The organism is Paenibacillus sp. Paensp38 (genome assembly GCF_059491915.1).
Genome location: NZ_CP168516.1, coordinates 1,980,765 through 2,002,309 on the forward strand (window position 1 = coordinate 1,980,765; position 21,545 = coordinate 2,002,309).

Here is a 21,545-nt window from a genome sequence, read left to right on the forward strand (position 1 = left end):
AACAAACACACCACCTTAAGTAGAAAAAAGAAGCAACAACAGGAACGTATGTTCTTTTATCTCGAAAAAGAAACGCTCCTGTCCTTAGACAAAAAGCGTCTCTAATCCATTTTTTATATTATCATACACCTCAAACAAGATGCCGGGATACTGAAATTAACAGTGTCATCGTAATGACATTCATAATCGTTGATAGTAATACTGTTTGTGCGGCAAAATCGGGTTCATTTTTATATTCTTCCGCCAAAATACTTGTATTAACTCCGGTAGGCATACCCGATGCAATGAGCAAGGCTTGAGCGGGAATCCCTTTAAGACCCAGTAGCAAGACGAGCAGAAAACCGACCAGTGGACCTGCAATCAGGCGTAGTACCATACTGATGTATACGGCTGTCCGGCGCAAACGAAAGGGATATTGCACAATTTGTGCTCCCAAAGTAAGTAGAGCCACGGCAACCATCGACTGACTAATATATTTCAAAGGTTCAGCCAGTAAATTAGGCAACGGACTATGCAACAGATTTAGGAGCAAACCTAGTGCAAGTGCATAAGGTACAGGCATTTTCAAAAAATTAATTAAAATTTTTCGAGTGTTAGCCTTACCGTTCTGTACAACAAAAGTACCGTATGTAAATGTAACAAAGCTTTGAAAGGTCATAATCAGAGCCTGAACGGAAATGGCTAGCGGATCACCTTTGAACACTAACTGATTGATTGGTAGACCATAATTTCCTGAATTATCTAGCATTACACTGTTTGTAAAAGCTCCACGCATTCCAGGGCTGTATTTCAGCGATCTGGCGACGGTAGTACTGATTACGTACAGAATAGCTATGTACAAGGCATAAAAAAGTGAAACCTCACCCATGAGCATTAAAGAAATTTCCGAGTGATATAGACCCGTAAACACAACTGCGGGGGTGATATAATAAAAATTGATTTTAGCTAAGGTATACAAATCCAGTCGAAAATAATATTGCATGATACAACCAAAACCGATAAGTACAAAAATAGGTAAAACAACGTCCAAAAGAATGGTGCCGAACATGTCTGTTTCATCTTCTTTCTATTATGCGAATGTAAAGGCTGTTTCTTATAAATGCATGGGCATTTTCTCATTATACTGTGTAAATAGGTTAGACGTATAATAAAATTTTATAGTGGTTTTGGTAATCTGGACTGCAGCTATAGTGGTGTCTCACACATTAAATAAAAAAAGATAAAAAATCAGCTTAGAGAAACCGTTAATACATCTAGGGACGATTGAGCCCGGTGTTTACTATAAGGAGGAATCGCATCATGAAAAACACTTGGACAGCTTTACTAGCGTGTATACTGGTCTTGGGATTGGCAGCGGGAACCGCTGAAGCCAAGCAGGGACGCGGAAATGATCAGGGGAACAAACAGGAAGCAAAGACGTCTGTTAAAGACGGGAATGAAAAGAGCGGGGAAGAGCTAATCAATCCCCATGACTCAGACAATGATCAGTCCAAAAAACAAAAGGACAAAGCATCCGGTAAAAAGGATGAAAACAGTAAAAAAGACAAACACGCAGAAATCAGAAAAACTGAACCTGTTACAGTAACGGATGATACATACGGGGGGTCCAAAGACCATAATGGTCACAAGGGACGCAACGGTTACAAGGGTCTGCTTCACGCGGTAGAAAATACGAAGGATAAGCCGGCAGGAGCGGTTATTGCGAATCTGCTGCTTACGAAATACCCGGACCGTTTGACTTCGGAGCAGGTTGCTGAACTTGAATTGATCCGGAATTCTGGTAAAGCACTGACTGAGGCAGCTGAGCTACTGGCTGAAAACGGAAATGTGACAGATGCCGTTTACATGCAGGAGGAGGCGGTACTGGCTAATGTGTCCGATCTGGACAGCTACAAAAAGCTGGGTGAATTCTCGAAGAAGGCCGGACGGCCGTCGGGTATGAAGCTGTTCGTGAATGGTGAAGAATACGACGCCAAACCGATTAACCGCAATGGGACCACACTTGTTCCGTTTAGAACAGCTTCCGAAGCTTTGGATGCAAAGGTTTCCTGGGATCCGAAAGAAAAGGCTGTTACTGTCACCCGTAACGGCGTGTCCGTCAAATTATTTGTTAACAGTCCGAAAGCATATATTAACGGTCAGCCGTATTCTATCGAGCAGCCAGCATCCATAGTGGATGGGACGACAATGGTACCTGTAAGGGTAATCGGAGAGGTCTTGGGGACAAATGTTAAATGGGAGCCTGAGAGCCAGTCCGTTGTTGTATACGAGCAGCCAACAACACCTGCATCAACATCATAACGTGCTGTAACAAATATTTTGTAAACAAAAAGGGCCCCTGACTAAATGTCAGGCCTTTTTGTTTTACCTTGCAATGAATGATTCCGTATTCTTTTTAATGGTGAGAGGATAGATAGCCTTCATGATACTACCAAGCTATTCGCATTATGTGCTGGTCATGTGTACAATTAAATAGAGAACACTGACAAAAGGGAGTGTTATAGATGGATTTAGGATTAACGGGAAAAGCAGCCTTTGTTGCAGGTTCCAGTAAAGGACTCGGCAAGGCAAGCGCACGGGAGCTGGCACGCGAGGGTGCGAATGTCATCATTTCAGGACGGAACGAAGCAGAGCTTCAGCGGACGCAGGCGGAATTACTGGAAACAGCGAGTGGCCGCGTTGAATATGTAGTTTGCGATGTAACAAAACCAGAAGATATCTCCCAGGCCATCCGCCGTACAGCTGATTTGTTTGGCACCGTTGATATTTTGGTTAACAATGCGGGTGGGCCTCCTGCTGGTACCTTTGATGATTTTACTGATGAAGTGTGGATGCAGGCCTTTGAACAAAATTTACTTAGTCATATCCGGTTGATCCGTGAGGTGTTACCCTATATGAAAAAACAACAAAGCGGTAGGATATTAAATATTGCTTCTTCCTCAGTTAAGCAGCCAATTCCGGGACTAATCATTTCAAATACGCTACGTACTGGAGTCGCTGGATTGGCGAAAACATTGTCTCTGGAATTGGCTCCTCATAATATTCTGGTACATACTGTAGCACCGGGGAGAATTGCAACCGATCGCGTGCGTAGCTTGGACGAGCATCGAGCTGAGAAAACCCAGCAAACGACGGATCAGGTTCGAAAACAAGCAGAAGAGGGCATTCCATTGGGGCGGTATGGAGAGCCTGAAGAGTTCGGTAAAGTTGTTGCTTTTCTGGCGTCTTCAGCTTCATCCTATTTGACAGGGAGCACCATCCTTGTGGATGGCGGAATGATTAAATCGTTATAAAATAAAGAAGCGTGCCAGCCTCAGGTTTAATAGGGGGCTGGCACGCTTTTTTAAAATTTATTTAGGGAGTTGGAAATGTTCATTCAAGGACTGTTCAGCTCTCGCGGCCTGGAAGTTCACAACCCTCATCCGTACATACACCACCTGCATCCTGTTTGGACGAGCTGCCACTTATCATAGTGAAAGGTGAGCGTCCATCCCATGCTTTTTGAAGTGCGTCATGAAATACTTCCTCCGGCTGGGCACCAGAAACGGCAAATTTTCGATCAAATACAAAGAATGGTACACCCTGAACACCCAACTCAGCGCCTTCGGCTTCATCAGCTCTAACTTCGTCGGTAAAACGGTCACTGGCTAATATAGCAGCCGCTTCCTTTTGATCTAGACCAACTTCAGTAGCCAGCGCTGCCAGCACTTCATGATCCCCTGTATGCTTGCCTTCGATGAAAACAGCATGGAATAAGCGCTCGCTCAGCTCCAGCATTTTGCCTTGTGTTTGAGCCCAAAGTGTTAAGCGGTGAGCATCAAGAGAGTTCGTCGGCACCATGGCATGAATATTATACTCAAGACCCGCAGAGCGTGCATTTTCGTTCATTCGATCATTCATAGCCTGAGCCTCTTGCAGACTGACCCCATATTTAGCGGCTAGTTCTTCATTGATCGTTTTACCACTATCTCTCACAGCACCCGGGTTCAATTCGAAACTCTTAAATGTCAATTGCACCTCATCGTGATGTGGAAATTTCTGTAACACTTGCTCCAAACGGCGTTTACCAATATAACAGAACGGACACATATAATCAGACCAAACTTCAATATTCATCAGGGATAAGCCTCCATGTATACGTATTTTATTGTGTAACCGGGAGCATTGCTCCTCACTTTAGAATGTGTATAAAGGTGAAACTTCATTAGTTACAATAAGAATTATAAAGCTAAAGGATTCAACGTGCAAATAATTAATGCTTGTCAAAAAATTAATGCTGTGATATTTTATATGTGTAACCGGTTACACATTGGAGTTGAACCTACACTATGACAACAATTAAAGAAGTCGCCAGCTTTGCAGGGGTTTCCGTAGCAACCGTATCCAGAGTTATTAATGAAACTGGGTACGTACACGAGGATACACGTCGAAAGGTTGAGGCTGCTGTGAAGCAGTTAAATTACAAGCCTAATGAAGTTGCACGTTCTTTGTATAAAAAGAAATCTAGATTAATAGGTCTCTTGCTGCCGGATATTACGAACCCGTACTTTCCCTTGTTAGCCCGTGGGGTAGAGGATCGAATGCAGGAAAATGATTTCCGGATTATTTTCGGTAATAGTGATGAAGATCGCCAAAAAGAATTGGATTACATGGATACTTTTGTTCAAAATAATGTCGTTGGTGTTATTTCTTCTACCAATGATCCCGATGCCGATTGTTACGCCAAACTGAAGATCCCGGTCGTTTTTCTCGATCGAACTTCCAGTGACAGCCTCTCCGTATATGCAGATGGAGCCCATGGCGGTTGCTTGGCTGCTCAAGAAATGGTTGCACGCGGCAGCAAGCAAATTACAGTCATGCAGGGCCCTGCACATATTCGTCCAGCACAAGATCGTTTTCGCGGGGCGGTTGAAGAGCTTCAGCAATCCGGAATTGCTTACCATGTGGTCGAGACAACGTCCTTTTCGTTCAAGGAGGCCGAGTCGTGGGCCAAAGAGCTGTTTAGCAAGTATCCCGATACGGACGGAGTTATCGCAAGTAATGATATCGTGGCTACAGCGGTGATGCATGAGGCACATAGATTAGGAAAGAAAATCCCGGATGATGTTCAAATTATCGGGTTTGATGATATACCACTAAGTAGTTTGTTATTCCCGCCTTTGTCAACGATTCGACAGCCTGCTTATGAAATGGGCTGGGAAGCAGCAGGACTACTCATTCAGTTGATTGAGCATTCGCAAGTAACGAAGTCAAGTGTACCTAATCTTCATTCGAAAGTACTTACCTATTCAAGCATACAATTGCCCGTCAAATTTATAGAACGGGATACAACGAGAAGGGTGGATAATGATGGCTAAAATTTCGATTATCGGAAGCAGTTCTATGGATCTCGTAGTTACTTCGTCCAAACGTCCCGGTGCTGGTGAAACGGTATTGGGTGAAAGCTTCACAACCGTACCTGGAGGTAAAGGAGCCAATCAGGCAGTAGCCGCAGCACGACTCGGAGCCGACGTTACGATGATTGGACGTGTAGGGGATGATCATTTTGGGAAGCAGATTTTACGTAATTTTGAAGAAAATCATGTTCATACCGATTATGTGAAACCGGTTACACATATGGAAAGCGGTACAGCGCATATTATACTAGCTGAAGGCGATAACAGTATTGTCGTGGTAAAAGCAGCGAATAATGAAGTGACGCCCGCCTATGTGGAAGAAGCGCTTGACGTCATCCGAAGTTCGGATATTGTGCTAATTCAACAGGAAATACCAACAGAAACGGTTGTTTACGTAAGCGAGATTTGTGCGAAATACCAGATACCCTTGTTGCTGAATCCAGCCCCGGCTCGTGAAGTAGAGGAAAGCGTAATTGCGAATGCGACCTACATTACGCCAAACGAGCATGAAGCTGCCATTATGTTTAAGGATTTAAGTCTTCAAGAAGCGCTGCGCAAATATCCCAACAAGCTGTTTGTGACTGAGGGCAGCAACGGTGTACGGTTCTTCGACGGAGAACAGGAAGTCGTGGTTCCTACTTATAAAGTAGAAGCTATTGATACGACAGGTGCAGGAGATACGTTTAACGCTGCTTTTGCAGTGGCTTTAGCTGAAGGAAATTCGCTGGCAGACAGTGTGAAATTTGCTAATCGTGCTGCGTCATTATCCGTTACCAAATTTGGTGCCCAAGGTGGAATGCCAACCCGTCGTGAAGTGGAGGAGCAAATATAATATGAAGAAACATGGAATCCTAAACAGTCATATATCCAAAATACTGTCGGATCTCGGCCACACTGACTATATTGTCGTGGCTGATGCTGGCTTACCTGTTCCTGAAGGCGTTACCAAAATTGATTTGGCCCTTAAACTGGGTGTTCCATCCTTTCAGGACGTCGTTGATGTCATTGCAGCAGATATGGTGATCGAAAAAGTAACGCTGGCCGAAGAAATCAAACAAGAAAATGAACAAGCATTACAGTATATTATGCACAACTTTGCAGGGGACCAATTAGAACAGCCACAGATTAGTAAGCAGGTTGCCGTCATTGAGTTTTGCTCTCATGAACAATTCAAGGAGCTGACCCGTTATGCAAAGGCGATCATTCGTACAGGAGAGGCTAAACCGTATGCCAATTGTATTTTGCAGGCAGGAGTTCATTTTGGATAAATCAATGTTGAATAAAAAGGAGGGTACAGCATGCAGATTCAAATGAAAGGAATTCACAAAGCCTTTGGAACCAATCAGGTACTGAGTGGTGTTCACTTTGATCTTCGTGAAGGAGAAGTACATGCCCTCATGGGTGAAAATGGTGCAGGCAAATCAACGCTGATGAATATTCTAATCGGACTGCATCGGCGAGATGAGGGAACGATCATCATTGACGGCCAGGAAACCTATTTTGCTGACCCCAAAGAAGCGGAGCAAAAAGGAATTGCTTTTATTCATCAGGAACTGAATGTGTGGCCGGAGATGACTGTGCTGGAAAATCTGTTTATCGGCAAGGAAATGACATCCAAGTGGGGCTTACTAGATAGCTCCAAAATGAAAGCGCTAGCAAATGAACAATTCAGCAAGCTTTCGGTAAACCTTCCATTGAACGGTGAAGCAGGCGAGTGTTCAGTGGGTCAACAGCAGATGATTGAAATTGCCAAAGCACTCATGACAGATGCTAAAGTTATCGTGATGGATGAGCCGACAGCGGCCTTAACCGAACGGGAAATTCAGAAGCTATTCGAGGTTATTACTTCCTTGAAAAAAGTTGGTGTTTCGATTGTGTATATTTCACATCGGATGGAGGAAATATTCGCGATCTGTGATCGGATTACCATCATGCGTGATGGGAAAACGGTGGATACTCAGGCGATTCCCGATACGAATTTTGATGAGGTTGTACGGAAAATGGTAGGTAGAGAGCTGACTGAACGCTACCCGGTAAGAACGCCTGCTTTGGGAGAAGTGGTGCTGGAGGTCAAAAATGCTTCGCATAAAGGGTTGTTTGAAAATGTGAATTTCACTGTACGATCTGGGGAAATTGTAGGTTTTTCAGGCTTGATGGGCTCGGGACGGACCGAGATCATGCGTGCGTTATTTGGACTGGATGCTTTGGATCGTGGTGAGATTCATGTGCGTGGAAAAAAGGTGTCTATTCGTAAACCGGATGATGCAGTGAAACTAGGGATTGGCTTCATTACAGAAGACCGAAAAGATGAGGGTTTGGTGCTGGATTTTTCTATCCGGGAAAATATGGTACTGCCGAATCTGTTCAGTTTTACTTCAAAAGGATTTATTTCAGGTAAAAAAGAGTTAGATTTTGTTAACACTTTAATTAAGCGCTTACAAATCAAAACCCAATCGGGCGAAACAACGGTTCGCAGTTTGTCAGGTGGTAACCAGCAAAAAGTGATTATTGCCAAATGGGTAGGTATTGGTCCGAATGTACTTATCCTTGACGAACCGACGAGAGGTGTGGATGTGGGAGCCAAGCGGGAAATCTACCAGTTGATGAACGAGTTGACCGAACGTGGAGTCGCGATTATCATGGTATCCTCGGAACTCCCTGAGGTACTCGGCATGAGCGATCGTATTGTCGTAGTGCACGAGGGAAAGATCAGCGGAGAGCTGAGCAGGGAAGAAGCCACACAAGAAAATATTATGACGCTAGCTACAGGAGGACAGTAATATGACAACTATGAATGAATCAAAAAGCAGCAAAGGCTTTCAAATGTCACAAATCACACAGAAGCTTGGCCCATTGTTGGGGCTCATTATTTTGGTAATCATTGTATCGGTCTTAAATCCCAGCTTTTTGGAACCGCTTAATATTTTGAACTTATTGCGCCAGGTATCCATTAATGCGTTGATTGCGTTCGGTATGACCTTCGTTATTCTCACAGGCGGAATTGATTTGTCAGTCGGCTCCATATTAGCACTATCCAGTGCGTTTGTCGCAAATATGATGCTGGCCGGGTTCGATCCTATTTTGGCGATTATCATCGGTTGTGCATTGGGTGGCGTGATGGGGATGGTCAACGGCTTGATGATTACGAAAGGTAAAATGGCACCGTTTATTGCTACACTAGCAACCATGACTATTTTCAGAGGATTGACACTCGTTTATACCAACGGTAACCCTATTACAGGACTCGGAGACAGTCTGGTATTTCAATTGTTCGGACGTGGCTATCAGTTCGGTATTCCGGTTCCAGCGATTACGATGCTCATTACCTTTGCTGTTCTATGGATCATTTTGCATAAAACACCATTCGGACGCAAAACGTATGCCATTGGTGGTAACGAGAAGGCTTCAATTGTATCTGGTATTAAAGTACCGCGTGTAAAAATCTGGATTTATTCTCTGGCTGGAATGCTTTCCGCGTTGGCGGGAGCTATCTTGACTTCACGTTTGAACTCGGCGCAACCGACAGCAGGTACTTCTTATGAATTGGACGCCATTGCGGCTGTCGTATTAGGTGGAACAAGCCTCTCGGGAGGACGCGGACGAATCGTAGGTACATTAATTGGTGTGCTTATCATCGGTACGCTAAACAATGGCTTGAACTTGCTGGGGGTTAACTCATTTTATCAAATGGTGGTAAAAGGGATCGTCATCGCTATTGCTGTATTGATTGACCGTAAAAAATCCGCATAATACACCTAATCTGCGTAGAAGGAGACACATAAATATGAAAAAGCTTACATTAATCATGACTGCCTTGCTGCTCCTGCTCATGACAGGGTGTTCCTTGGAACCGCCCGAGTGGGCGAAACCTAAAACGGCTGCAAACCTGAAGGACATTAAAATCGGCTTATCGATCTCAACGCTGAATAATCCATTCTTCGTTTCTCTCAAAGACGGAGTTGTGACAGAGGCCAAAAAACAAGGAATGCAGGTTATTGTTGTGGATGCACAAAATGATTCGGCGAAACAAAGTAATGACGTGGATGATCTGATTCAACAGGGAGTAAACGCGTTACTTATAAATCCGACAGATTCGTCGGCCATCTCCACAGTGGTACAATCAGCGAATGCATTGAACATCCCGGTGATTACACTGGACCGTTCTGCTGACAAAGGAGACGTAAAAGCACTTGTCGCTTCAGACAACGTAGAGGGAGGACGAATGGCTGCCCGATATGTGATTGATCAAGTTGGAAAAGGTGCCAAAGTGATCGAGCTGGAAGGTGTTCCAGGAGCATCCGCTACCCGTGAACGCGGAAAAGGATTTCATGAAGTAGCAGATAAGGATCTGAAAGTCATAGCTAAACAATCGGCCGATTTTGATCGGACGAAAGGTTTGAACGTGATGGAAAATCTGCTGCAAGGCAACCCGGACGTTCAGGCAGTATTTGCCCACAATGATGAAATGGCGTTGGGTGCGATCGAAGCAATCCAAAGCTCAGGTAAAAACATTCCAGTCATCGGTTTTGACGGTAACGAGGATGCGCTTAAGTCAATTAAGGAAGGGAAACTGACAGCCACCGTAGCTCAGCAACCCGAGCTTATTGGTCAATTGGCGGTGCAGGCAGCCAAGGATGTACTTCAAGGTAAAACCGTGAAAACATCCATTCCCGCTAAGCTGGAGTTAGTGGATCAATCGAAATAAAAAGGGCGCTTGACCCAACATATTAAGCTATTCGGACTGATGCTGTAATGCGCATCAGTTCTTTTTTTTGGCTATTCTACGATGACGATACATACACATAAATGGAAGTTTTTTATTTTTGTATTGTAAGAAGAGACGGTAAAAGATAGAATAACAATTATATGATAATGAGAATCACTATCATATTATGAATTGTATATATCTAAGGAGGACGTATATTGTGCAACAAAGATACAGATTAAAATGGGAATCCACGCTTTGTCTTGTGGTTCTTTTGATGGTTGTATTGAGTGCATGTGGAAACGCAGCTAGCAACAACCAGACAAATGACAAGACCAGCACTAATGATCCTTCCGGACAATCCAAAACGGTTGTCATGCGCGAATATACTGATGCTACTGGTAATAAGATCAGTATCCCTGCAAATCCACAGCGAGTTGTCACGACACAATATTTGGATGCTATGCTGGCCTTGGGAGTTAAGCCTGCAGGTGCTGCTTCCCACTTGTTGGAAGGCGACTATTTAAAAGGTAAGATTGACGGAGTTGCGAATATTGGGAACCCGACAAATGTAGAAAAGGTGCTGGAGTTACAACCGGACCTGATCATCACAACAGAATATACCACGCCAGAAGTGAAGGAGCAGCTGGAGAAAATTGCTCCAACCGTGGTCGTTTCGTTTGGAGATGGCGACTTATTTGAGCAACTGCGGAATGTCGCAGCCGTGCTGGGTAAGGAGAAGGAAGCCGAGCAGTGGATCGCTAGTTTCAACAAAAAGGCTGAAGAAGGTCGAAAGAAGCTGGCTGGAAAATTCAAAAAAGATGAAACGGTTACGATTTATATGGCCTACGATAAGAATGTGTTAAGGGTATACGGAGCGCGGAATGTAGGACATGTTATTTACCGTTCACTGGAATTGAATCCTCCTGAGTACATACGCCAGAAGCTGGCGAAGGACCCGAGATTTAATTATGTTTATGATGTTATTTCAATGGAAAAGCTGCCTGAACTATCAGGAGACCGAATTATTATGCTGGTTTATGATGAAGCGAGCAAGGACGGAATGCTTAAGCAAATTGAACAAAGTGCACTGTGGAGAAATCTTCCGGCTGTCAAGAACCACAAAGTGTATTTCATCAAAGCAGATCCGTGGTTTACGTACTCACCGCTAGCCGTTGACCAATCGCTGGATGAGGCCGTTAAAATGTTTTCCGTTGATCCGAAGTGATCAGTTCAATTGAAATTAGAAAGGAGAAGTCATGACTATGCTTAGACGATTTTTTGAATACTACCGTCCTTACCGGACTTTGTTCATCATTGATTTCTCTTGTGCCTTGCTGGCAGCACTGCTGGAGTTAGCTTTTCCGCTTGCAGTCAACCGGGTGGTCGATGATTTGCTACCCAGCGGGAACTGGAAATGGATTTTATATGCCTGTCTAGCTCTACTCGGTATTTATGTCATAAGTGCTGCGCTGAATTACGTAGTTACCTATTGGGGGCACAAGCTGGGTATTAACATCGAATCGGACATGCGTAAAAAGCTATTTGATCGGGTACAAAAGCAATCTTTTCGCTTTTTTGACAATAACAAAACAGGGCATCTCGTTTCCCGTATGACCAACGACCTGATGGATATTGGGGAAATTGCCCACCACGGACCCGAAGATTTGTTCATCGCGTTGATGACACTTGGGGGAGCCTTTGGTATCATGCTCAGCATTAACTGGAAGCTGGCTGTACTGACTTTCATCATTGTACCCCTCATGATTTACTTGTCTCTTTATTTCAGCCGTAAAATGTCTGCTGCTTTCCATCGTATGTTTTCTGATATTGCGGATTATAACGCTCGCATTGAAAATAATGTCAGCGGGATTCGCGTTGTTCAAGCGTTCTCCAACGAAGCACATGAAATGGAACGTTTTGCTGAGAATAATGGACGTTTTCGTAAAACGAAGCTGATCGCGTACCGGATTATGGCCTGGAATTCCTCGATTAGTTTTATACTAATGAAGCTGGTTTCATTGTTTGTGCTTGTGTGTGGAACATGGTTTGTTATCGAAGGACAGATGACCTACGGGGAATTTATCGCATTTGTGATGCTGTCTAATGTATTCCTGGGGCCAATTAAACAAATTAATTCTGTCATCGAAACGTATCCGAAAGGGATTGCCGGCTTCCGACGGTACCTGGATTTGCTGGAAAGTGAATCGGATGTAGAAGATCTGCCTGGGGCCAAGGCGGTTAGCCATCTTAATGGAGATATTCAATTTGCAGGTGTAACGTTTGGTTACGAAAACAAAGATAAGGTATTACGCAAAGTAGACCTATCTATCCATGCAGGTGAAACCGTAGCACTTGTAGGTCCTTCAGGAGCAGGTAAAACGACACTTTGCAGTTTGTTGCCTCGCTTCTATGATGTCGAGGAAGGTAGCATTACCATTGATGGGATGGATATCCGTGAAATGAAGCTGGATTCGCTGCGATCCATGATTGGTATCGTACAGCAGGATGTATTTCTCTTTGATGGAACGATTCGTGAAAATATTGCTTACGGTAAGCTTGATGCTTCGGAAGAAGAAATTTGGGATGCTGCTCGTCGAGCTCAGATTGAAGACCTTGTTCGCTCATATCCGGATGGTCTGGATACAATGATCGGTGAGCGAGGTGTAAAGCTCTCCGGTGGTCAAAAGCAACGTTTGTCTATTGCCCGGATGTTCCTTAAAAATCCGCCTATTCTCATTTTAGATGAAGCGACATCAGCATTGGATACAGAGACAGAAGCCGCGATTCAGCAGGCGCTGACAGAGCTTTCCCAAGGTCGCACGACACTCGTTATCGCCCATCGTCTGGCAACAATCAAAAATGCTGACCGCATTATCGTAGTTGCAGATCAAGGAATTGCCGAGCAAGGCAGACATGAAGAGTTATTGGCAGTAAAAGGAGCGTATAGTCGCCTGCACCAAGCTCAATATGGAACGTAAATAGGCCGATATGACACCGTAAATAGAGAGAGGAAGATTGGGCTTGACAAAGAAAATGTGGATTGTGATGATGCTTCTGTCAGTCATTTTAGTTCTTACCGCCTGTAGTGGAAACGTGAAGCAACCGGATGAAAAGCAGAATCAAACTTCTAGTGAACAAAAGTCAGAGGAAATGAAAACAGTCAAAACGATTCATGGAGATATTAAGATTCCGGTTCACCCTCAGCGGATTGTAGTAGATATGTACCAGAATGATTTACTAGCACTAGGGATTAAACCTGTGGGAAGTGTTAAATATTATCTGGATAATCCGTTTTCGAAGGAGCTTGTGCAGGGCATTGCAAGCATTGGAGATCGCGGCAGCGTATCCATTGAAACAGTATTGACTCTGGAGCCTGACTTGATTCTAATTGGTTCCAAAGATGCTTCTGAATATGAAAAATATAGTAAAATTGCTCCGACCATCGTCATTCCTTATGGAACGTATAAAAATGTGCATGAGGAACTGACAGCTTTTGGTGAGCTACTTGGAAAAGAACAGGAAGCCAAAACATGGCTTGCCCAATACGATCAGCGGATGCAGGCTGCACGTGACAAGCTAAAGGGTATTATTCAGCCTGAGGATACGTTCACCGTAATGGAAGCTTCGGATAAAGAATACTATGTATATGGTGATAATTTTGGCAGAGGAGGACAGGCCGTATACAGAGGACTCAATTTGACACCTCCGCCGCTTGTCCAAAAAGAATTATTAGGTGAGACTCAATGGAAGTCGGTGTCAAAAGAAGTCATTAATCAATATGCAGGCTCTTATATCTTTCTGACGGTTAACAAGGATTTGAGGGGTTACAAAGGAGACAGCATATGGAAATCACTGAATGCGGTCCGGCAAGGTAAGGTTTTTGAGCTTCAGGAGGATCGATATTGGTACTTCGACCCGATTGCCATTGTAGGACAAGCTGAGGAAATCGCAGATATGATCGTCCAGCGGAATAAAGAGAACGCCGCACAGAAGTAGTCGTTTCGGTGTTGTTCGCAGCCCTTTGGTATTTATGCCGAAGGGCTTTATTTTTTCACAATAGGGTAGAGCATTAGGCACTCCTCGAAATTTGCTATTGAAGCTATTGCCACATTAATTTACAATAGTAAAGATTGCGTGATAATAATTCTCATTATCAACATCATCTTCAACACAGTTCGTGATAGCTACATACTATTCAACAGTAAGGGTGAACAATAGTTATGAAATTATCAGAATCATCAGATGGCCCCGCTCAAAGTAAACATAACCAGTCGCCGACTCAATTCCACTCGCGACCTTGGGCGGCTACGCTTATCCTGACAGTTGGGCTTGGAATTTTAGCGTTCGGTATCGCGCTATCCCTATCTTTTGGTGCAGCCTCTATTAGGCTAGAAGAGGTATGGAACGCTGTTTTTCATTTTAAACCCGAGTTGCAAAACCATCAAATTATTTGGGAAATCCGTCTACCTCGAATTCTGGGTGGGGTTTTAATCGGTGTTTGCTTTGCCGTTGCAGGTGCAATTATGCAAGGAATGACTCGAAATCCACTTGCTGACTCGGGCTTGCTTGGACTGAACTCGGGAGCCAGCTTGGCGATGGCGATTTGCTTTGCACTTTTTCCGGGTTCTTCTTTTTTACAATTAATGTTGTATTCCTTCGTTGGTGCAGCTCTGGCTGTTGTGATGGTATATGGTACAAGTTCTATATCCAAATCAGGTCTCACGCCAGTTCGTCTTGTATTGGCGGGTGCAGCTGTCACGGCATTGCTGTCTGCCTTAGGAGATGCGATCAGTTTGTACTTTAATGTTGGACAGGATTTGGCTTTTTGGTATGCCGGAGGGCTTAGTGGAACCAAGTGGGTTCAGCTCGGTATAGTTTTGCCTTGGGTTGTGGCAGCTTTTATCGGCGCTCTCATGTTGTCGCGCTCCATTACGCTGCTTAGTCTGGGAGACGAAATTGCATTGAGTCTTGGTCAGCGAACTGGGGTGGTAAAGGTAGTCGGGATGATTCTTGTTCTGATTCTGGCGGGTGCAGCGGTGTCATTGGTTGGCTCTATAGGTTTTGTGGGATTGATTATTCCCCATATAACCCGCAAGCTGGTTGGCGTCGATTATCGCTGGATTATTCCGTGCTCGGCCATTATGGGAGCTTTACTCATTGTGTTTGCCGACCTGGCAGCCCGTATGATTAATGCGCCTGAGGAGACACCAGTGGGTGTACTTATTGCCTTAATTGGGGTTCCGTTCTTCCTTTATCTGGCACGTAAGGAAAGGAGGGCACTGTAAAATGAATAACGTTACGAATGGGGCTATTGCCAAAGCTAGTCATCGTAAAAAAATCCATGATTGGATGGTTGTTGTCATTCTGCTCATATTGCTCATTGCTGCGTTCACCATAAGTGCAAATACGGGAACCATCCGACTTTCGCCAATGGAGCTATTTAGAACCTTGTTTGGGCAAGGGACTCCACAGCAGGAATTAATCCTATTTGAATTCCGATTGCCACGAATGGTTATTTCCCTTCTAATCGGTGCAGGCCTCGCTGTTTCTGGCTGCATTATGCAGGGAGTTTCGCGTAACGGTCTAGCGGACCCTGGTATTCTGGGGATTAATGCGGGCGCCGGGCTGATGGTCATGCTGTTTGTATTGCTTTTTCCATCTATGCAAACTACGAATTCATTGTTTTTACTTCCCGCTCTTGCGCTGATTGGATCAGGAGCAGCTGCTATTCTGATCTACGCGCTTTCTTACAAGAAAGGCGAAGGAATTTCCCCAACAAGGCTACTACTGAGCGGGATTGGTGTAGCGGCGGGTATCAGTGCTGCGATGATCATTATGACTCTTAAGCTGACACCTGAAAGCTACACGTTTGTAGCTAATTGGTTAGCAGGAAGCATCTGGGGCTCAAACTGGAAATTCGTAATGGCTCTGTTGCCTTGGCTGATTGTATTACTTCCTTTTGTATACTACAAAGCAAATGTGATGAATGTGCTTAATCTGGGGGATCAGACCGCATCGGGGTTGGGTACACCTATCGAAAAGGAACGTATTCTCCTTCTGGCTGCTGCGGTTGGATTGGCCAGTTCTAGTGTTTCGGTTAGTGGCGGTATCGGCTTTGTCGGTTTGGTGGCTCCACATTTGGCGAGAAAGCTGGTGGGCCCGAAGCATAAAATGTTGCTGGTAACCTGTGCTTTAGTCGGAGCACTCCTGGTACTTGTAGCGGATACGATCACACGATCTTTACCTTTACAGAAAGAAATTCCGACAGGTTTGATTGTAGCCATTCTTGGTGCGCCATACTTCTTATATCTGCTGAGTCGCTCCAAAGGGTAACATCCGAAAGAGTACTACCTGTCAATTAAAGGCTACACACAACAAATAACCTTCAACACCACTAAGGAGAAGTGGGGCTGAAGGTTATTTTTTCATTTGATTAGCAGCCTTTCATCTCAACGGGAAGTATTCAAGGCATGAGAGGTTTGATGCAGCTCTCTGATCATTTTATGCAACGTGTAATTTTCCTGACGTGTCACGCCGTGTTGATTTTCCTGAACCAGCAATTGATGGATGTTTCGTTTTAGAATTTCACTTCGACGTTCCAGCATTTCGGTACTCATAAATAAATGAACACTCCCTTTGTCATGAATAAACCTACATTTTTGAAATGAGCATAGGTCGAATATAAGGTTGCCTTTCGACTTCTTTAAGTATATCGTGCTGAATGATCAAGGGAAAACGGAGCTAGACTGCAAATTACTTTTTCTCATCATCCATGCCGTGTCGACAGCGACTCACCCCATGAGTTCTTAGATATACTTCCTGATGCTGGCGATAACAAGGGATTAGGGGCAATTAACTTAATGTATATAATTTGACTGTCTCATGTTTTCTGATTTAAAGGCTATCATGGGGAGTTGGGGTTCTTGTGTGGAACATGACGGTTGGACAGCTCGAATAATAGATCATTCGATTTGTGTTCAATATGAACATACAGTTGCGATAACAGAGGATGGTCCTCAAATTCTGACACTGCTATAAAGTAGTAGTGCCTTTCTGGTTACTGGCGAACAAAATTATAACGAATATGAACCGCATTTATGCGTTTTTTTAATGCTAAATGCTTTCGCTCGGCTGCTAAATAAGGGGGAAAACGCTCTATTTACCCTTGAAAAGCGTTTAAAAAACAGCGTATAATATAAATTATACGCTGTTTAGGTTTAAAACGACTTTTGGAATCTCTTCTGCGTAAGATGTCGATTGAATTGTCGATAAAAATAAGACGAAAATGATCGTTTTACAGTATATTTCGGAATATGAACTGAATTGGAGGCGAGCGGGATGAAAAAAGAGTTGCGACATGTGGAGCTCGATACAACAGAAGAAATTGATGAAATATATACTGAGGAGCTGGAAGCTTTTTTGATTTGGATGAAGGATGCTGGATATACGATACATACGCAAAAAAATTATATAGGGGATGTGAAGCAGTTTTTACGCACGTTGCGTGATAAACCACTCGATCAGGTGAAGAAGATTCATGTTATGTCGTATTTGTCTAAAGCGCGGGAGGGAGGAGCCGGAGATAGTACGCGGAACCGGAAGCATGCAGCGGTGAACAGTTTTTTTAAAGCGCTACAGGAATTTGAGTTATGCAGCACAAATCCGGCAGCGGGAATTAAAAAAGCAAAGACTGAAAAGAATCGTATGCCCGTCTATCTGGATGAAAAGGATATTCATCCGTTTTTGCTCGCGGTGGAGGGGAAATATGCAAATCGTAATATGGCAATTTTTCTGCTGATGGTCTACATGGGATTGCGGGTGGGGGAGGTTCACTCATTGAATGTCTCGGATTACAGTCGAGAAAGACGTACCTTAGATGTGTTCGGTAAAGGACGTAAGTGGCGTACTCTCCCGGTACCGGAAGCCGTGTGTGATTTTGTGGAGCATGCGTTGGAGGAAAGATTGACGCCGTGGAGAGGTAAAGAGGATGCGATGTTTGTATCCCAAAAAGGTCGCCGTCTGGCAGTGCGCACCATTCAACAGATCGCTACAGAAACGTTCGAAAGATTCCAGCAAGATAAGAGTATAGAACGCCGGGAGGCTTATTCCAGCCATAAGCTGAGACATACATTTGCGACAATGCTATTGCGTAAGGGAGCAGATCTGCGTACCGTACAGGAGCTGCTAGGGCATTCATCCATTCAGACAACCACAGTATACACACATGTCACTGATCGGGAAAAAGAAAAAGCAATGGATAAGCTGGATATTCAGATACCAATATCAGGATTATAAGTACAGCGTGAAAGTTGAGATTAAATGAAAATGAGTTTACATAATAATAATTATGTAAACTCATTGGGCAGAATTACATCCTGACTTGAAAATCACATCAACGGCATTAGGTCATTACAATCATGAACGTAGTATTCTTTTTCATAGCGTTAGTCTTGTTTTTGATTGATTTGTTCCAAATGATGCCGCAAATGCTGAATATAATCGTCAACTAGCCACTGTAATGTTTCGGTGGAGTGGTCATCTTTTTGAAATCTTTTCTTAGAATCGAATGATGTACATGAGTTTAAAACATTTATGATTTGCTTATTCAATAGTTTCCATAGGTGTATGACATCCACGTAAGAGAACACTTCCTGATACTGATTAGCTGCCACCCATTCATTTTGCGCATACGATTCAATTTTGATAGGGGATGTTGAATGCTTAATCATGATAAATCTTCGATGATTATTAGAAGCGGAGTCGCATAGATGTCCTAGTATTTCTTTTTTGGACCATTTCTCCGAGAACGGTTTGGCATTAAATTCATGTTCTGTGATCGAAAAAATTCTTTTTCATAATCCTCGATGATTCTCGCCAGTTCTTCAACAGCATTCTTCAATAGACTAGCCTCCTTATTTTAATGATCGTCTTATGATTAGCATTAGAATAATTCAAAATAAGCTGGAAAGAAATGGTGAATTAAAGGTTAGTATGATATTGCCTTGACGAAAGCTAACACAAATTTATTTAAAGAAATAAATTTGAACCTGGTACTATGGTAGTTAATTTAAATGAGGACGTTCTCATGAAAGAAGAACATCCCTATCAATTTTTGGAATCCTACAAATCTAAGCATAAGATGCCTTTGTATCCTAACGTTAGAATGATAACAAAAGTGATTATTCGATGAGTGCCGGATTGAGTAATACAAATAAGAGGGAAACCGTCTAGTTTACATAATATATATTATGTTTTCCGTTGGTAGAATCTGCAAGTGGATCGCTCTTGTTAAGTGTCCGCTTGCAGATTCAAGTTTCACTGACAATATAAAAATAGCTTATTTTTCAGTTGAGAATATACCCGTGCGTCTACATTTCATTTTCTGGGGGAGATTCGATCATCACTCCTTCGACATGCTTGCGTCTCAGCAGTTTCCGTTTTTTGCGGTTTTCCTTGGTTTCTAAAACAATATCCAGATCATAGTCGTCAGGATACAGTTCAGTAGCAGCGATGTGAAGGACGAGCCTCTTTTTGTTAATGCTCAGTTTTTGTCCTTGGATCAAAATTCCGACATTCCCCCGTTCATCCTCGGTTTTGTATACAATTCCAGTTCGATCCAGGTAGCCTACATAAACACTATCACCAAGGGCAAATGGCTTGGTTTTGAGAGGAAGTTCTTGTTTCCTCCGTTTTGTGGCTGTATCGTCAAAAGCCGCTTTTTTAGGAAGAGACTTATTTGCATCATCAGACATTTCATCATCAACACAAGGGGGAATAACAAACGATTCCTGTGTATTTTGAGATGCTCTGCCCGCAGAAATGGCCTCGGAACGCTCGATAATACGTGTCCACATGCCCAGCTTCAGGGCAATTGCATATGCGTAGCTTTCTCCGGCCTCTCCAATGCGAAGTCGGTACAAAGGCTGTAGCGTTTCGGTATCAAACTCCATACGAGCATTCTGAAATCCCGGTGTATTTTCAGCAAAATGCTTAATTTCGCTAAAGTGCGTTGTAGCCACTACTGTCGCCCGGCGACGATGGAATTCTTCTAGCAACGCGATAGAGAGACCTACTCCTTCTCCCGGATCGGTGCCGGATGCCATTTCATCAATCAGGATCAGAGTAGAGTTGCCTGTTGTCTCTAATATGCTAATCATGTTGCGGATGTGTGCAGAAAAGGTGCTCAAAGCATGTTCAATGCTTTGCCCATCCCCGATGTCTACCACAATTTCCTCGAATACAGCCATTCGGCTGCCATGCAAAACAGGTACCAGTAGTCCCGATTGCACCATTAGTGTTAAAAGACCGACGCTTTTGAGGGCCATCGTTTTTCCGCCTGTGTTCGGTCCGGTGATGATGAGTGAGGAATATCCTTCGCCAATTGAGAAATCAAGCGGCACCATGGTATGGGACATCAACGGGTGACGTGCACCTTGGATGTCTATAATCCCGTTAAGGTTAAGTTCGACAGGGATAGCATCCAGAGTCATGGCGTATTTGGCTTTTGCCAATAAAAAATCCAATACACCTACTGTCTCTGTATTGATGCTTAGTTCCCGGTTGTATGACTCAGCCATTGCCGTCAGGTCTCCCAGCACTTTCATTTCTTCTTTTGATTCTTCTGCCATGTTCGCGCTCTGATCGAATTGCAGATTCGTAATCTCGGCAGGTTCAACGTAAACCGTTTGACCACTTCCTGATTCATCCAGTACATTACCTTTCACTTGTTTACGGAATTCTTTTTTGATTGGAAGCACGTAACGGCCATTGCGCTGACTAATCATATTTTCTTGCATAATGGATCGGTGACGGCTGGTGAGAGAGTCAAGTTTTCTCTTGATACGTTCTTCAGTAACCGCAATTTTTTTGCGAATTTTAGCTAGTTCTTTACTGGCCATATCCGTCACACGTCCCGAATGAATACATCTTTCGATTTCGGATAAAAGTGGCTCCATGCTATACATGGAAGATGCATAAGCGCTGACGGTTGGAGCAGCGTCCGCCTTGGAATGCATATATTTTATCAGTTGAATACAGCTTCGAATGAATTGAGCCATATGAGAAAAATCACGCTCGCTGAACATATACCCGGTTCCGAGCAGTTGAAGAATGTGCTCCATACCTTCCAACGAAGGAACAGGAACGCTTGCTCCGTGGCGAATGATCTGTAACGCTTCGTTCGTTTCGTCAAGACGAATCTTAATGGTACGGATATCAGTAATTGGCCGCATAGTAGCAGCGTGACGCTTACCCAGGTAAGAAAAAGCACATTCAGAAACTCTTGTTTTAATTTGATCATATTCCAAACGCAGCATTGTAGTTTCGTTCATGAATAAATCTCTCCTTTGGTTGTGTGGTGTAAGGATTTAGAAAACCTTGCTGTTAAAATAAAAAAGGGCGGAGAATGAACAAAACGTTCATTCTCCGCCCTTAAGGAAAGA

At 43.6% G+C, this 21,545-nt stretch carries 19 protein-coding genes and 1 pseudogene; 15 read left to right on the forward strand and 5 right to left on the reverse strand.

Features of this window, described 5'->3' with window-relative positions; genetic code table 11:
• Positions 1–130: 130 nt before the first annotated feature.
• Positions 131–1,048 (reverse strand): AEC family transporter, encoded by a 918-nt coding sequence (locus ACEN8J_RS09110; RefSeq protein WP_069011754.1) that lies wholly within the window; start codon positions 1,046–1,048, stop codon positions 131–133.
• 251 nt (positions 1,049–1,299) lie between these two features.
• Here ACEN8J_RS09110 and ACEN8J_RS09115 point away from each other — a divergent pair, with 251 nt between their 5' ends.
• Together ACEN8J_RS09115 and ACEN8J_RS09120 are read left to right on the forward strand one after the other, a co-directional pair.
• Positions 1,300–2,301: a copper amine oxidase N-terminal domain-containing protein gene (locus ACEN8J_RS09115; protein ID WP_069011756.1), complete on the forward strand. Its 1,002-nt coding sequence runs from the start codon at positions 1,300–1,302 to the stop codon at positions 2,299–2,301.
• Positions 2,302–2,504: 203 nt separating this feature from the next.
• On the forward strand, positions 2,505–3,293 hold the full coding sequence (locus ACEN8J_RS09120; RefSeq protein ID WP_029517480.1) for an SDR family oxidoreductase: 789 nt from the start codon (positions 2,505–2,507) through the stop codon (positions 3,291–3,293).
• A gap of 94 nt (positions 3,294–3,387) precedes the next feature.
• Here the strand turns inward: ACEN8J_RS09120 and ACEN8J_RS09125 are convergent, their stop codons facing one another.
• Complete coding sequence (locus ACEN8J_RS09125) at positions 3,388–4,116, reverse strand: DsbA family oxidoreductase (RefSeq protein ID WP_318627308.1); 729 nt, start codon at positions 4,114–4,116, stop codon at positions 3,388–3,390.
• A 212-nt stretch (positions 4,117–4,328) separates the two neighbouring features.
• Here ACEN8J_RS09125 and ACEN8J_RS09130 point away from each other — a divergent pair, with 212 nt between their 5' ends.
• The 11 genes from ACEN8J_RS09130 (at position 4,329) to ACEN8J_RS09180 (ending at position 16,437) form a co-directional block, all read left to right on the forward strand.
• The gene (locus ACEN8J_RS09130; RefSeq protein WP_069011760.1) at positions 4,329–5,357 is read left to right on the forward strand and encodes a LacI family DNA-binding transcriptional regulator; all 1,029 of its coding nucleotides are present in this window, start codon (positions 4,329–4,331) and stop codon (positions 5,355–5,357) included.
• A complete protein-coding gene (gene rbsK, locus ACEN8J_RS09135; protein WP_069011915.1) occupies positions 5,350–6,228 on the forward strand; it encodes a ribokinase in 879 nt (292 codons plus the stop codon). The genes ACEN8J_RS09130 and rbsK overlap by 8 nt, the downstream gene beginning before the upstream one ends.
• Position 6,229: 1 nt before the next feature.
• Entirely contained in the window at positions 6,230–6,664 is a 435-nt protein-coding gene (rbsD, locus tag ACEN8J_RS09140; RefSeq protein ID WP_069011762.1) for a D-ribose pyranase, read from the forward strand.
• Positions 6,665–6,694: 30 nt separating this feature from the next.
• Positions 6,695–8,176 carry a sugar ABC transporter ATP-binding protein gene (locus ACEN8J_RS09145; RefSeq protein WP_495594421.1) on the forward strand — a complete coding sequence of 494 codons (1,482 nt, stop codon included), beginning with the start codon at positions 6,695–6,697 and terminating at the stop codon, positions 8,174–8,176.
• Between the two features lies 1 nt (position 8,177).
• Positions 8,178–9,146 carry an ABC transporter permease subunit gene (locus ACEN8J_RS09150; protein WP_013310465.1) on the forward strand — a complete coding sequence of 323 codons (969 nt, stop codon included), beginning with the start codon at positions 8,178–8,180 and terminating at the stop codon, positions 9,144–9,146.
• Between the two features lie 34 nt (positions 9,147–9,180).
• Positions 9,181–10,101: a ribose ABC transporter substrate-binding protein RbsB gene (gene rbsB, locus ACEN8J_RS09155; RefSeq protein ID WP_165146578.1), complete on the forward strand. Its 921-nt coding sequence runs from the start codon at positions 9,181–9,183 to the stop codon at positions 10,099–10,101.
• 220 nt (positions 10,102–10,321) lie between these two features.
• Complete coding sequence (locus ACEN8J_RS09160; protein WP_165146575.1) at positions 10,322–11,329, forward strand: ABC transporter substrate-binding protein; 1,008 nt, start codon at positions 10,322–10,324, stop codon at positions 11,327–11,329.
• A 37-nt stretch (positions 11,330–11,366) separates the two neighbouring features.
• The gene (locus ACEN8J_RS09165; RefSeq protein ID WP_322252712.1) at positions 11,367–13,082 is read left to right on the forward strand and encodes an ABC transporter ATP-binding protein; all 1,716 of its coding nucleotides are present in this window, start codon (positions 11,367–11,369) and stop codon (positions 13,080–13,082) included.
• 37 nt (positions 13,083–13,119) lie between these two features.
• Positions 13,120–14,100, forward strand: coding sequence for an ABC transporter substrate-binding protein (locus ACEN8J_RS09170; protein ID WP_322252711.1), 981 nt, complete (start codon positions 13,120–13,122; stop codon positions 14,098–14,100).
• 224 nt (positions 14,101–14,324) lie between these two features.
• Complete coding sequence (locus ACEN8J_RS09175) at positions 14,325–15,389, forward strand: FecCD family ABC transporter permease (protein ID WP_322252710.1); 1,065 nt, start codon at positions 14,325–14,327, stop codon at positions 15,387–15,389.
• A gap of 1 nt (position 15,390) precedes the next feature.
• Entirely contained in the window at positions 15,391–16,437 is a 1,047-nt protein-coding gene (locus ACEN8J_RS09180; protein ID WP_069011774.1) for a FecCD family ABC transporter permease, read from the forward strand.
• A gap of 116 nt (positions 16,438–16,553) precedes the next feature.
• Here ACEN8J_RS09180 and ACEN8J_RS09185 read toward each other — a convergent pair whose 3' ends face one another.
• Positions 16,554–16,721: a hypothetical protein gene (locus ACEN8J_RS09185; protein WP_007432475.1), complete on the reverse strand. Its 168-nt coding sequence runs from the start codon at positions 16,719–16,721 to the stop codon at positions 16,554–16,556.
• 298 nt (positions 16,722–17,019) lie between these two features.
• On the opposite strand from ACEN8J_RS09185, the pseudogene ACEN8J_RS09190 reads away from it, so the two are divergent.
• Both ACEN8J_RS09190 and ACEN8J_RS09195 read left to right on the forward strand, forming a co-directional pair.
• A pseudogene (locus ACEN8J_RS09190) lies at positions 17,020–17,142 on the forward strand (type I methionyl aminopeptidase); the annotation flags it as partial.
• Between the two features lie 300 nt (positions 17,143–17,442).
• Complete coding sequence (locus ACEN8J_RS09195) at positions 17,443–18,399, forward strand: tyrosine-type recombinase/integrase (protein ID WP_029517491.1); 957 nt, start codon at positions 17,443–17,445, stop codon at positions 18,397–18,399.
• 149 nt (positions 18,400–18,548) lie between these two features.
• On the opposite strand, the gene ACEN8J_RS09200 is transcribed toward ACEN8J_RS09195, so the two are convergent.
• Both ACEN8J_RS09200 and ACEN8J_RS09205 read right to left on the reverse strand, forming a co-directional pair.
• The gene (locus ACEN8J_RS09200; protein ID WP_209947527.1) at positions 18,549–18,950 is read right to left on the reverse strand and encodes a DinB family protein; all 402 of its coding nucleotides are present in this window, start codon (positions 18,948–18,950) and stop codon (positions 18,549–18,551) included.
• A gap of 522 nt (positions 18,951–19,472) precedes the next feature.
• Positions 19,473–21,434: an endonuclease MutS2 gene (locus tag ACEN8J_RS09205; protein WP_209947454.1), complete on the reverse strand. Its 1,962-nt coding sequence runs from the start codon at positions 21,432–21,434 to the stop codon at positions 19,473–19,475.
• Between the last annotated feature and the right edge of the window lie 111 nt (positions 21,435–21,545).

Bases quoted from the DNA above. Each gene is read 5' to 3' on its own strand.
- ACEN8J_RS09165 (WP_322252712.1), top strand. From the start codon at position 11,367: ATGCTTAGACGATTTTTTGAATACTACCGTCCTTACCGGACTTTGTTC.
- rbsB (WP_165146578.1), top strand. From the start codon at position 9,181: ATGAAAAAGCTTACATTAATCATGACTGCCTTGCTGCTCCTGCTCATG.
- ACEN8J_RS09185 (WP_007432475.1), bottom strand. From the start codon at position 16,721: ATGAGTACCGAAATGCTGGAACGTCGAAGTGAAATTCTAAAACGAAAC.
- rbsD (WP_069011762.1), top strand. From the start codon at position 6,230: ATGAAGAAACATGGAATCCTAAACAGTCATATATCCAAAATACTGTCG.
- ACEN8J_RS09125 (WP_318627308.1), bottom strand. From the start codon at position 4,116: ATGAATATTGAAGTTTGGTCTGATTATATGTGTCCGTTCTGTTATATT.
- ACEN8J_RS09150 (WP_013310465.1), top strand. From the start codon at position 8,178: ATGACAACTATGAATGAATCAAAAAGCAGCAAAGGCTTTCAAATGTCA.
- rbsK (WP_069011915.1), top strand. From the start codon at position 5,350: ATGGCTAAAATTTCGATTATCGGAAGCAGTTCTATGGATCTCGTAGTT.
- ACEN8J_RS09115 (WP_069011756.1), top strand. From the start codon at position 1,300: ATGAAAAACACTTGGACAGCTTTACTAGCGTGTATACTGGTCTTGGGA.
- ACEN8J_RS09145 (WP_495594421.1), top strand. From the start codon at position 6,695: ATGCAGATTCAAATGAAAGGAATTCACAAAGCCTTTGGAACCAATCAG.
- ACEN8J_RS09110 (WP_069011754.1), bottom strand. From the start codon at position 1,048: ATGTTCGGCACCATTCTTTTGGACGTTGTTTTACCTATTTTTGTACTT.
- ACEN8J_RS09130 (WP_069011760.1), top strand. From the start codon at position 4,329: ATGACAACAATTAAAGAAGTCGCCAGCTTTGCAGGGGTTTCCGTAGCA.
- ACEN8J_RS09205 (WP_209947454.1), bottom strand. From the start codon at position 21,434: ATGAACGAAACTACAATGCTGCGTTTGGAATATGATCAAATTAAAACA.
- ACEN8J_RS09180 (WP_069011774.1), top strand. From the start codon at position 15,391: ATGAATAACGTTACGAATGGGGCTATTGCCAAAGCTAGTCATCGTAAA.
- ACEN8J_RS09195 (WP_029517491.1), top strand. From the start codon at position 17,443: ATGAAAAAAGAGTTGCGACATGTGGAGCTCGATACAACAGAAGAAATT.
- ACEN8J_RS09120 (WP_029517480.1), top strand. From the start codon at position 2,505: ATGGATTTAGGATTAACGGGAAAAGCAGCCTTTGTTGCAGGTTCCAGT.
- ACEN8J_RS09175 (WP_322252710.1), top strand. From the start codon at position 14,325: ATGAAATTATCAGAATCATCAGATGGCCCCGCTCAAAGTAAACATAAC.